Source organism: Deinococcus apachensis DSM 19763, assembly GCF_000381345.1.
In the GTDB taxonomy this organism is placed as follows: domain Bacteria; phylum Deinococcota; class Deinococci; order Deinococcales; family Deinococcaceae; genus Deinococcus; species Deinococcus apachensis.
Genome location: NZ_KB906424.1, coordinates 15,549 through 27,455, shown reverse-complemented (window position 1 = coordinate 27,455; position 11,907 = coordinate 15,549). Strand labels below are relative to the sequence as shown.

Annotated in this window: 10 protein-coding genes and 2 pseudogenes; 6 read left to right on the top strand and 6 right to left on the bottom strand. The window is 65.3% G+C overall.

The features are described 5' to 3' along the window. Positions 1–90: 90 nt before the first annotated feature. On the bottom strand, positions 91–1,104 hold the full coding sequence (locus F784_RS0120635; RefSeq protein ID WP_019588614.1) for an IS110 family RNA-guided transposase: 1,014 nt from the start codon (positions 1,102–1,104) through the stop codon (positions 91–93). A gap of 311 nt (positions 1,105–1,415) precedes the next feature. Between F784_RS0120635 and F784_RS0120630 the strand changes: the two genes are divergently transcribed. The 4 genes from F784_RS0120630 (at position 1,416) to F784_RS0120615 (ending at position 4,144) form a co-directional block, all read left to right on the top strand. Further along, a complete protein-coding gene (locus F784_RS0120630; RefSeq protein WP_019588613.1) occupies positions 1,416–1,868 on the top strand; it encodes a hypothetical protein in 453 nt (150 codons plus the stop codon). 295 nt (positions 1,869–2,163) lie between these two features. Beyond that, complete coding sequence (locus tag F784_RS0120625) at positions 2,164–2,943, top strand: carboxypeptidase-like regulatory domain-containing protein (protein WP_019588612.1); 780 nt, start codon at positions 2,164–2,166, stop codon at positions 2,941–2,943. Positions 2,944–2,974: 31 nt separating this feature from the next. After that, on the top strand, positions 2,975–3,580 hold the full coding sequence (locus F784_RS24980; protein ID WP_019588611.1) for a cupin domain-containing protein: 606 nt from the start codon (positions 2,975–2,977) through the stop codon (positions 3,578–3,580). A 48-nt stretch (positions 3,581–3,628) separates the two neighbouring features. Beyond that, positions 3,629–4,144: a hypothetical protein gene (locus F784_RS0120615; RefSeq protein WP_157465421.1), complete on the top strand. Its 516-nt coding sequence runs from the start codon at positions 3,629–3,631 to the stop codon at positions 4,142–4,144. A gap of 57 nt (positions 4,145–4,201) precedes the next feature. Here F784_RS0120615 and F784_RS24120 read toward each other — a convergent pair. The 5 genes and pseudogenes from F784_RS24120 to F784_RS0120590 form a co-directional block, all read right to left on the bottom strand. Next, positions 4,202–4,901: pseudogene (locus F784_RS24120) on the bottom strand (IS6 family transposase). Positions 4,902–4,986: 85 nt separating this feature from the next. Continuing rightward, entirely contained in the window at positions 4,987–5,487 is a 501-nt protein-coding gene (locus tag F784_RS0120605; protein WP_019588609.1) for a hypothetical protein, read from the bottom strand. A 646-nt stretch (positions 5,488–6,133) separates the two neighbouring features. Further along, positions 6,134–7,018: an META domain-containing protein gene (locus F784_RS0120600; RefSeq protein ID WP_019588608.1), complete on the bottom strand. Its 885-nt coding sequence runs from the start codon at positions 7,016–7,018 to the stop codon at positions 6,134–6,136. A 320-nt stretch (positions 7,019–7,338) separates the two neighbouring features. Beyond that, complete coding sequence (locus F784_RS24975; protein WP_019588607.1) at positions 7,339–9,885, bottom strand: tetratricopeptide repeat protein; 2,547 nt, start codon at positions 9,883–9,885, stop codon at positions 7,339–7,341. Positions 9,886–10,246: 361 nt separating this feature from the next. Beyond that, the gene (locus tag F784_RS0120590) at positions 10,247–10,549 is read right to left on the bottom strand and encodes a hypothetical protein (RefSeq protein WP_019588606.1); all 303 of its coding nucleotides are present in this window, start codon (positions 10,547–10,549) and stop codon (positions 10,247–10,249) included. A gap of 396 nt (positions 10,550–10,945) precedes the next feature. Between F784_RS0120590 and F784_RS0120585 the strand changes: the two genes are divergently transcribed. Beyond that, positions 10,946–11,422 (top strand): hypothetical protein, encoded by a 477-nt coding sequence (locus tag F784_RS0120585; protein ID WP_019588605.1) that lies wholly within the window; start codon positions 10,946–10,948, stop codon positions 11,420–11,422. 237 nt (positions 11,423–11,659) lie between these two features. Continuing rightward, positions 11,660–11,848 (top strand): annotated as a pseudogene (locus tag F784_RS25670) (transposase); the annotation flags it as partial. Between the last annotated feature and the right edge of the window lie 59 nt (positions 11,849–11,907).

The following is an 11,907-nucleotide window of genomic DNA, read 5'->3' as shown; positions in this document are numbered from 1 at the left end:
GTGAGGTGGTGCGACGAGCGATCTGAAGTTCAGAGTGCAGGCCAGCAACGTCGGCCTGCATTCGTTAAATACTGTGTTGGTTGGTCGGGGTCAAGCAGGCTCGGGGGACGGGCGCCGATAGTCCGGATTAAATCTCTGGCCTGACCTCAGGACGGCGAACGCGACTCGGAGCAGCTTGCGAGCCAGGGCAATCAGGGCGACTTTTTTGGGCTTTCCCTGAGTGATCAAGTGACGGTAGAAGTCCCCGAACGTGTTCTTCATACGCGACGCGGTCAGCGCACAGAGGTAAAACGCACGTCTGAGACGTGCGTTTCCTATTTTTGAGATGTGGGTCCGTCCAGTGAAACTCCCAGACTGACGGGGAACAGGAGAAAGGCCTGCGTACGCAGCCCATTGATTCGAGCTTTCCATCCGGCTCAGGTGCAGGGTCTCGACCAGCAGGATCGAGGCGGTCAACGGGCCGATCCCAGGAATCGAGGTCAGCAGGGTCACCTTCTCCTGCACCTCCTTGGAACCAAGGACCAGTGCCCTGATCGCCTCATTGGCTTCCTCCAACTGCTGTTCGAGCAGTGTCTGGCGTGCTTCACAGAAACCGAGGGCTTTTGGATTGGGTTGGTGCTGGTGATTCATGGCGTGGTGACGCCCTGCCTCGAGGGTCAGGAGTTCCACGATGTGGTCACGGGCATGAAGCAGCGCACGCAGCTCGACCAGGTCCGCTTCGGGGGGCAGCCAGCGGGCTGGCTGCATCACGGCCCCATACCGGGCGATCAACTCCGCATCCAGCTTGTCCGTTTTCCCCCGCCTCAACGTACTTTTCGCGAAGAACTTGATCTGTGCTGCGTTCACGACACTGACAATGCAACCGGCTTCGTGGAGGGTGATCGCCATTCGCTCCCAGTACACGCTGGTGGATTCCATCACCACCGAGAGCTCTTCCCCCACTGTGGCTGACGAAGTCAGCCACAAGAGCAGCTGTTCATGCCCCTTGGCGGTGTTCGCAACGGCTTTGACCACACCAACACGCGTCAAGGACCCAGGCGCTTGAACCTGGAGTAGGCAGGCGTACAGTTCGCTTTTGCCGACATCAAGACCCAGCACGAACATAAAACCCCCCAGAAAGGGAAAACGAGGGTCACCACCCGGGTCCGGTCGGCGGAATTTTGTGTACAGGCTTGGGTGGCCTCAGATACTGTTGCGCCTGATCGAAAGGGGCTCGAGCCGGCCAGGATTTAACGGACGACCTTGGAAGATCAAAGTTGCCAGCAGGCTTGTCGGCTCGAGTGGGAGTGACGAGCCGAGCTTCCCACGACTCGACTCAACACACAAAGTTGCCAGAACCCCCAGTAGGCCGGTCATCGTCCAATCATTCCCCCTCTCCTACCGTCGGGACACGCCCCACGGCGAAGGAGAACCCCATGAAGCGCACCCTGCCCACCCTGACCGCCCTGCTCGCCCTCACCCTCACGCTCGGCACGCCCGTCCTGGCCGCCGGTTCCATCAACCGCCCCACGAGCGCAGGTGCCCACCCCGCCGCCTCCCGCACCATCAGCGGCACGGTGACGGCGGCGGGCGGCCACTCGCTGAAGAACAGCGTGATCCTCGCCTGTCCAAGGGGGGACTGCGACTCCGAGGACCTGCGGGGCGCGGTGATCCAAGGCACTGGGTCCAAGGCGACGTTCACCATCGAGAACCTCGACGACGTGCCCTACGCGATCTACGCCCTGCAAGACGTGGACGGCAACGAGGACCTGAGTGCGGGCGACTGGGTGGACCGCACCCTGCTGGAAGACGGGGAGGCGACGCTGGTCCAGGCGGGCACCACGGGCCTTCAGCTCGAACTCGTGGAGGTGAAGGAAGACGTGGAGTGAGGGCAAAGAGACCGACGATTCGCCGCACCGGGGCCGCAGGAAATGGGGCCCCGGCGATTTCTTTTGGGGAGCGGGCAAACGCCCCCAGCGAAGGGACCACCGCTCCTCGACGACATAGCCCACAACGTCTGGCTCCAAGTGGAAGGTGGCAGCGTCCCACCCCTTCCCTCACACCAGCGATTTGATCGGCCCAGGCGGCAAAACGGCAATCATCTTCGGGTCACGGTGGTCTTTCTACGCTGCCCTCACTTTCCCAGGGAAGCCGCGCCGCAACGGGTGCCGGGAGGAGTTCCAGATGCACGCGAAGAAGACGACCAACATTGCCCTCCTTTCCCTCCTCGCCCTCTCCGCCGCCCTCGCCGCCCCCGGCAAGCCTGGCTCCGGCACCGTGCAGGGTCAGGTTCTCGACACCCGCGGCCAGCCCCTGGAGGGTGTCACCGTCTGGATCAAGCCCGTCGTCACGACCGGCGTCGCCGAGGTCCTGACCGACGAGGCGGGCCGCTACACGGTCGAGGGCCTGCCCCCCGTGGGCTACCGCGCCTACGCCTGGCTGGGGGTCCGTTACGACGGCCAGAAGTTCTGCTACCGCCTCGCCCTGGGCAAGACCTCCGAGTACAACCCCTTTGTGCCCAGGAACGGCGTCGTCCGCAACTTCCAGTGGAAGCTCTCGGGCCGCATTCCCGACTGGGACGACGACAGCAGCGAACTCGGCTACTTCGGCGGCTCCATCTCCCCGATGCAGGGCGGCTTTCAGGACCGCTGGGTGACCCAGCAGGACCAGATCGAGCTGAGCCTCACCCCGGTGGGCCCGCTGATTGACGGCTCCACGGGCAAGGCCCTGACGAGGACCGTGCCCGCGCTGAAGATCGCGGTGGACATCCCCATCGGGACCTACAAGGTGAAGGCGACCTTCATCGACAAGAACGGGAAGCGGGAGGCGCTGGTCGTGTCCAACGACCGGAGCGGGAGCTTCGGGAACGAGGCGACGATCAAGTTCCTGGGTGCCGATGGGAGCTGCACCGGCAGCTACGGCGGGGGCGCGGGCCGGTCCTACGTCTACTGGCGCTTCAAGTGAGCTGCGCCCTCCCTCTTTCAAGGAGACGACCATGAAGACGGTACAGACAGGGATTCGGTCCGGCGACGTCATCCACAACCCCATCTCGGGCGAGACGTTCCGGTTCCTGAAGACGGCGGCGGAGACCGGCGGCACGCTGCTTGAACTCGAATGCACCGTGACCCCCGGCGGGCGGCTCGCCGCGCCCCTGACGCACATCCACCCGAAGCAGAACGAGACGTTCGTGATCTTCGAGGGCCACCTGCGCACGGTCATCGGCGGGGTGGAGCGGGTCTACGGGCCGGGCGAGACCGTGTTCATCCCCGCCGGGACGCCGCACATCTGGTTCAACGCGAGTAACCGGGAAAGCGTGCGCTTCCTGATCCGCTTCGACAACCCGGGCGGCTGGGAGGTGCTGTTCGCCGCCACCTTCGATGGCGCCCGGGAGGGCCGGACCCGCCCGGACGGCTCCATGCCGTTGCTGCCGATGGCGGTCGCCCTGCACCGCTACCCGGACCACTTCTACCTCGCCGGGCCGCCGATCTGGTTGCAAAAGCTGATCTTCGCCCTGCTGTTTCCGGTCGGTCGCCTGCTGGGACATGACGTGCCGTACAGCGTGGACCACGGCCGCGTGCCCCCCGTTCCCCAACCGAGCTGAGCGCCCAGAAGACCCCACCCTTTGAATCCCCGCCGCAAGGAGAACCCCGTGATGAAAGCCATCCTGTCCGCCGTCCTCACCCTCACCGCCCTGTCCGCCGCCTCCGCCGCCCGCTCGCCCGCCAACCTCGAACCCTTCGGAGCCGAGCAGGTGTGCATCGGTCGCGCCGAAGTGCTACTGAAGGGGCAGCCCAACGCCGCCATGACCAAGGTCGCTCAGGACAAGCTGAACAGCCTGGGCGCCTCCCTGGGCCTGGGCAAGGGCCAGACCTACACGGACTGCCCCGCGTGGCTGACCTTCCGCGCCGAGGCGGGCAACGACGGCAACGGGCGCTTCGTCTACCACGCCGTCCTGAGCCTGGTGACGCCCAAGCTCCAGACCAAGGCGCTGGAGAATCTGAAGAGCGAGAGTTTCGACTACGACGGCGGCTTCGAGTACGTGACCCTGTGGGACCGGATGCACGCCGGGGCCATCACCGGGCAGGACAGCCTGTCGTTCGCCCTCGGGGCCGAGGTCGTTTCCCAGATGGGCGACTTCGGCACCGACTGGAAAAAGACGCATTAGCCGGTTCTGGCGAGTTAACGACGAGCAGATCAACGTTTCCAGCGGGCAGCCTGAAGTTCAGGTTGCTCGCTGCACGACCTCACCCCAGACTCGCAGGGCACCCCTTAAGTGGCGTCGCCTTGCTGGGGCGGGTACGGTGGTTCGGGTGTGCTGATGGAGGTTCAAGACGCGGGCGTGCAGGGCAAGGACGTCGTCGACGTTTGAAGCCCAGTTGTTGCTGCTCCTGCTGCCGGGTAGGACGGTGCGATTGCAGGGTCAGGTTGTTGCAACGGGCTGTGGAGACCACCTGGACGTGCTCCGCATCGCGGAGCACGGGAAGTTCCCGGATGGCCGCCCCGTAGCTCCAGAGTTTGTCGGTGTGAATGACCTCGGGGACGTCGTACTCACCGAGCAGCCGGGTGAAGAAGGTCCGGGCAGCCTCCTTGTCCCGGTGCGGTTGGAGCAGGAAGTCGAGCATTCCGCCCTGCTCGTCCACCGCGCGCCATAACCAGTGTTTGACACCTCCCACCGGCACGCAGACCTCGTCGAGATGCCACCGGGAACCTCGACGGGGTTCCCGGTGACGCAGTTCCTCGGTGAGCAGTGGGGCGAACTTGATGTTCCACTGGCGCAGAGTTTCGTGACTAACAACGATGCCGCGCTCGAGCAGCAATTCCTGGACATCCCGCTGACTGAGGGGGAAGCAGTGGTACAGCCAGAGAGCGTACCCGATGATGCTCAGGGGGAAACGGTGGCGGTACGGCTTCCGGTCAAGCACTGCTCACCACCCTACTCGCCTTAACTTGCCAGAACCCTGCCGGAGATGGTTCAGCGTTCCCTGCTCAGCAGGACTGTTGCCAGGATCAGAGGGGGCGAAGGTCGCCGGTGGCGCCGGAGGGAGTGGTCAGATTCAGCAGTTGCTCGGGACCGTCCGGATTGACCTTGAGCTGCCAGGTGTAGGGGTCATCCTTCAACTCGTCTGCCCTGAGGGCCCGGTCGCTGTTCAGGCTGGGGCTGCAATTCGCTGTGTAGGTGGCGCGGCCCTGTACGGGATGCAGCACCACCCTCGACCCGCTCACGTCGAACTGCCCCTCTTTGTACACGAGGTAGATCGTGCTGCAGTTGTAGTTGGTGACCGATTCCCGGTAGGCGTACTCGTAGGTGCCGTCAGCGCCGAACTTGAAGTAGAGGGCAATCCCGCTGGGAGCGCTGGAGGCGCCGGTGGTGGTATCCACGTAGGTGGTGCCGCTCATGGAGCTGTACATCCAGGCACCGACCATGCCAGCCGGGACAGAGGATTTGGCGAACGCGGCAGAGGTGCAGACGGCGAGGGAGAGGGACAGACGAGTGATCAGATGCTTCATAGCGCTCCTTTCAACAGAACGCTGGTCGTTCTCTCGGCCGCGTTCTTTTGACAGGGCCAGCCTATGCTCCACCCCGGGTCAGCCGCATGCCGCAGACGTGCGGGGTCGGGGAAGAGTGAAGGCGTAGCCACAGCCCTGCAAATGAGGGGGGATTCCCAGAAGCCCACGACTTGAACCTCTGGAACGGATCACTGAAGGTAGCCCAGACCCGCTATGTGCGGGGGTAAGGCCCACCCAGCCCTTCGCTCAACTTCCCCAGCAACGATGGACTTCGCAAGTGAACCCGAGGCGGATCAGGACGCACGGCACTCCACTTCCTGAGGAACGGCCAGAAATAGGCTGCACCGCCAGCAACACCGCCTCATTCACAGCTGGCACCAGGACGTCGGAGTCCTGTTGCGACCTTCACCCCCCAACCTTGTACAAGTCGGTCTTGGGACGACCGGTCAAGGTGCCGACGACTGCACGCAGAAGTGCTGGACAGAGAACACCCTCTCAGGTGACCTCATTGTTGGATGCGGCCAGGAACCTCTGGCTTCCGCCTAGAAAGGTCCGCGGAGAGCCTGCCATCGGCTCCCCTCGAACCCATCAATTGGCGAAGCCGGGAAGCTGCTGGCTCCCGGCTTCACAGTCGAAATGAGTGAATTCAAGGAACAGCCGACAGGCTGATCGTCAGGCCCTGGGCTGGCGCCGCAACGGCTTCGACCTTCTCCCCGTCCCGGGTGTACCCTCCGGCCAGATCGCCGGGACCGTACTGTCCGTCGCCGTTCAGGTCCTTCCAGGCGATCAGGTTGTACCGCTCCTCTCCCAGACCCTCGACCCGGAACTGCGCAGTTCGTCCCCCCGAGGTCACCTTCGCAACCTTGACCTTCGAGGTGTCGTCGCAGCCACCCTTCACCGGGCAGGCGAACACGACCGTGCCCGACACCGTCTGACCGTCGGGCACGGCCAGGGTCCCACTGACCGCCCCACTCGCCCCGGGGCCTCCTGACGGCACGTTCGAGGTCGCCTGGGCGGTTCCTTTCGAGCGCAGGGTGGAGTAGGGCTGACCGTTGGCCTGAAGAAGGGTGAGGACTTTCCAGTCAGGGCTGGCCCCATCCGCCGTCACCCGGTAATCGAGAACCTTCGTCTTCATGATGTTCGGATCGTTGCTGACGTCTTCCTTGGTGTCCTTCCCGCCGCAGGTCGCCCACTGGCGCAGGCTGGCCTTCAGAGGTTTGAAGGTCAGCTTCCCGTTCGCCGCGGTGACAGTGCCCTCGGTGAACCCGAAGAAGCCCGTGTTGCACTTGTACATGGCGACGTTGTAGTAGGCGCCCTCGGAGTAGTGCCCGTCCGCGGTGAAGGTAAAGGTCACACCACTGCCGCTGGGTCCGTTGGTCTGGCCCCCGGAGGTGACGTAATAGGTATCGCCCGCGGTGGTGGTCATCCACTGGCCCAGCAGGGCGGCGGGCAGAGTGCCACTGGCCTGTCCCGTGGCGGAGAGGGCGAGGGCCGTGGTGGTGCCGACGATGGCGCGAACTAAGTTCATCATGCTGGTCTCCTCGCCCCGCAGGGCCGTCTCGCCAGGGCTTCTGGCCCGTGCTGACGAGACCACCGTACGGGCAAGGACTGGGTTCACACGCCGCATGAATATGGGGGAGATGACCCGTCTCACCTCCCCACATATTCGTGGGGGCTGCACTGACCGGTTCATACTGGGAGTTCCGAAACCAGCCCTGCCTCCACACGACGTCTTCTGTGGACCCATGAAGTTCCATTCCAGTCCCGATAGAACGAAATGGCCTCACACCGGGAAAACAATCTGGGATTTGCCCGTCATCCGCACGGCTCCGCCGCGCTGCTGACCGTGCCTCAGACGAGGCCGCGATCCAGCGCCACCCGGGTGGCGGCAGCGCGTGTGGTCACATCCAGCTTGGAGAAGATGGAGCGGATGTGACCACTCACCGTATGGGCGCTCAGGTCGAGCGACCGGCTGATCTGCAGGTTGGTCAGGCCCTGGGAGAGCAGGCGGAGTACGTCCCGCTCGCGGGGGGTCAGGTCCGTCAGGATGTCCCGGGAACCTGAGGCCCGGTCAGAGGAGGGGAGCTGCGAGGGGCTAGGAGCAGGGACCCCCAGGGTCCCCCCACCTCCCAGGGCCCACCCGTCCGACCAGGCGGCCACAAACGCCGCCTCGTCCAGCTGAGCCCTCGTCCCCTCCAGAACTCCGGTCAACCGTGCCGCCTCTGGCCCGGTCGCGGGCTGACCTGTGCGGTGTCGCCGGGCTCCCGCCTCGCCCAGCAGGCGCGCTGCCTCTGCACCCTGGCCCGCGGCGAGCTGGGCTTCCGCCAGGCCTTCCAGGGAGGCCACGAGGTTCTCGAAGTCGCCGCACGTTCGTGCCAACACCAGGGCCTCCTGGCGATGGGCCAGCGCCGTGGCCGGGTCACCCCGCGATCGGGCGGCGTCGCCCAGGAGGTTCAGGGCCTGGACGGCCGAGAGCCGGTCCCCGATTCCCCGAGCTTCCGTCAGGGCCTGCCGGGCGTAGCCCTCGGTCGCCTCCACGTCCTCATCGTCCAGGAGGAGCACCGCGAGGCTGAGCAGGTCATTCACGATGCCCTGCCGGTGGCCGTGCGCGCGGGCGATGGCGAGGGCCTCCTCGTGCAGGGCGCGGGCCCGCACCCGGTCGCCTTCTGCCCGGACCACCACCCCGAGGTTGGAGAGGCCCGCCCGCAGGCTGTGGTGATCTCCCGCGGCAGTCACCACGGCGAGGTACTCCTGGAAGGCCGAACGTGCCGCCGGGAGGTTGCCCTCGGCGAATGCCAACGCCCCCAGGTTCAGCAGGCTGTACCCCACCTCCAGGGGGTCGCCCAGGCGGCGGTAGATCCCGATTTCCTCCTCATGACAGGTCCGCGAGAGGACGAGGTTCCCCTGAAGCCGCGCGATGACCCCGAGATTGCGGAGCGACCCTCCCACGCCAACCCAATCACCGGCTGCGCGCCGCAGGCTGAGCGCCTCCTCGACAAAGGTCCGGGCCGTGTCCAGGGCGCCCTGCCGCCACGCGAACACGCCTAGGGCGTTCAGCGCTCGGGCCCGCAGCTCGGGCGCCACGTCACCTGACAGGGCCAGGGCCGTCTCCAGGGCGCCCCGGCCCTCCTCCAGGTCCCCTCGGAACTCCCAGAACCACCTCAGGGCCGTGGCGAACCGGAGCGCGAGTTCGGCGGCCCCTGCCTCGACCGCCCGTGCCAGGGCGGACCGGCAGTTGTCCCTCTCGCGGTCCAGCGCCTCCAGCCAGGTTTCCTGCTCGGGCCCACGCAGCCCCTGCACCGACGCCTCCGCGAACGCGAGGAAGTACGCCAAGTGCCGCTCCCGCACCGACGTGGCGGTTCCGGATGCCTCCAGCTTTTCCAGCACATACTCGCGCACGGTTTCCAGCAGAAAGAACCGGGGCACCTCCCCCTCCACCCGTGACACCAGGCTTTTCTCGACCAGCGACCCAAGCTGCTCAAGCGCGTCGGTCTCCTCTGCGGGGTCGACCACCGCCTCCGCCGCCTCCAGGGAGAACCCACCCACGAAGCACCCGAGCTGCACCAGAACGAGGCGTTCCCCCTCACCCAGCAGGTCGAAACTCCAGTCGAGGGTTCCGCGCAGGGTCCGCTGCCGGACGGGAAGATCGCGCGGTCCGTCCGTCAGCAGGCGCAAGCGATGTTCGAGCCGGGGAAGCATCGCCTCCGGTGACAGCAGACGCAGGCGGGCGGCGGCGAGTTCCAGGGCGAGCGGCAAGCCATCCAGCCGCCGGACTAGGCGGGACACCGCCCCCGCGTTCCTCTGGGTCAGGGTGAAGTCCGGACGGACCGACCGCGCGCGGTCGAGAAACAGCCGCACCGCCTCGACCTCTCCCAGCGCCTCCGGGCCCAGCCCCTCGCCGGGCAGGGCGAGCGGTCCCAGGGGAAACTCCCGCTCGCCAGACAGGCGCAGCGGCGAGCGGCTCGTTGTCAGAATGGTGAGATCAGGGGCCGCCCCCAGGAGATCCGCCACGAACTCGGCCGCTGCGTCCAGCAGGTGCTCAAGGTTGTCGAGGACGAGCAGGGCCGGGCCGCCGCTGAAGAAGCCAGCGAGAAGCCCCAGGGCTCCCCCAGTCCCCTCCAGCCCCAGCACGCGTGTGACCTCCGAAATGAGGAATTCTGGGTCCCGCAGGGAAGCGAGCGGGACAAAGTAAACGCGGCCCACGAACGCTCCACTCAGCTCCGACGCCACGGCGAGCGCCAGGCGCGTCTTCCCCACCCCGCCCAGTCCGAGCACCGAGACGAGCCGCACGTCGGGCCAGGCGAGGAGTGAACGCAGCCCCGCCAGCTCATGTTCCCTTCCGACCAGGGGGGTGGCAGCAGTGGGCAGACGAGTGAGGGGCGGAGCACTCTCGATCATAGGTCTCCGTGAGGGTGAGTTGGGTTCAATTGTCAGTTTACTCCCCCTTCCGGGGAGAGGGAATCGGGACTGAGGAGCCAGCCCCCATGTCCATGACAACACAGGACGGGTGTTGGATTCGGGTTGCGGCCACTTCGGCAGAGGCAGTTGTCGCAACGGTCCCGACACCTAGAGACACCTTCCTCCTGAATGCGGGTGGCAGGCTGAAGGTCTGGCAATTCACCAGGGGCGGTCAGGCCTATCCAGCCAGGTTTGGAGTGGTAACGCACGGGGAGAGGGAGCCACCCGGCGAGGGTGTCTCTTCCCGCACCCCCGCGCTCCCCTGCCTTTCCTTCACTCAGAAGGGCTCTGCGAATTTGTCCTAGCGAGACGCCCGCAAGCCCAGCAGGGTCTCTCCCTTGGGCGTCACCTCGTAGGAATCGCTCAAACCGGATTTGTCTCGTGCCCCACGCGGCCTGAGATAGCCCTCCCCCACAAGCTTGCGGACCATCAGCCCCTCAAAACGGCTTCGGGGATGGTGATAGGGGGCCAGGGCAGCCAGGATGTCGCCCTGGTCGACCAGCAGTGGGCCCGAGCCCGGCGACCTCGGCTTTTCTGCCCGGTCACCCACCATGGCACGCAACACCAGGGGCAACACCTCGGCCAGGCGACCGGAGCCACCCATGAGGGCTGGTATGGCCGTTTGGGCTGGGACACGCTGGGAACCTTCCGTTGCTGTCCGGCCCGCCTTCTGACCGGGCGACTCTTTGCGCAGATGCTTGAGGTGATCCGGCAGACGCTGCTTTGGAGCTCGGAAGGAACTCATGCTTCACAGTAGCGCCCCTGGGGCAGCGACGGAGCCTGTTCCTGCGCTCAGGACCTCTGTGGCATCAGGATGCTGTTTCACGGGCGAAAGAACGGTGACCCCATGAATGTGGGGGGCGTCGGCGGACCCTGGTCAGCGCTCCACTCGCCCAAATACGCGATGTGCGCTTCGTCGGTCGTCCGTACCCTGAGAGCGTTCGAGGGGACTCCCAACGAACCGGACCCGTTCCCGCCAAAGCTCCAGGAGGTTGAGAAAATGCGTGTTCATCTGCTCCAGTTTGCCGCCCTCACATCCGTCCTTGTAGGTACCGCCACAGCTTCCAGTGCCCCCGCCGCCTTGTTCCAGATGTGGTTCGCTGGCTCCGGCGGGGTCAGCTCGCCCTATGACCCCACCACCGGACAGCTGGGGTCACCCAACGGCTCCGGCTTGCTGTACCATTTCTCTCCGAACGGTACCTACGTCAAGGCCTTCCAGAGCCAGAACAGCAACGGGGGGTGCACGAATGGGTTCATGGCCGTCGAACAGGGCACGTTCGAGGTGGACGGGGCAGAACTGGTGACCCATCCGGCGAAAGGGGTGTTGCAGGTGAAGGATACCTGCGTCCCCAGCCTGAACTCCGTCAAGCCGCTGACAGACCTTCAGGACGAGACGTGGGCCTGGAATCTGGGGCCTTCCGGGTTGAGGCTTACCCGGTCCGACGGCATGACGGCGTTATTCCAGCCCGCCTCCTAAGCGGGTGCCGGGCCAGGGATAGAATGCTGGGGAGGCGTTCCTAGGAACCGCCTTGTGGGCGTTCCAACCTAGAGGCGTAGCCAGTGTAGGAACAGTTTGTGAACGTGTGGCGGTCGGGACTTCGCTGAAGTTCACCTCATTTCTGGATGGATATCTGCTCAACCCCAAAGAGACCGAACTGCGGTTAGCCCGAAATGGCGTAGATGGAGATAAGCCTCGAAGAGAGGAGGCGCCATCATGACGAACTGCAGAACCCACAGCCCCGAGTTCAAGCGAGATGCCGTGCAACTCGCGCGAACCAGCGGCAACCTCTCGGGTACCGCCCGCGACCTGGGCCTCAATGTCTCGCTGCTGCACAAGTGGATGAACGCTGAGCAGGAGATCAAGCGGCTCCGCAAAGAGAACGAGATTCTGCGCCAAGAGAAACATCCTGGTGCGCCAGACGTACCCGCAGGTGGTCCCTGCGCTGTACTTCGGGGGACACT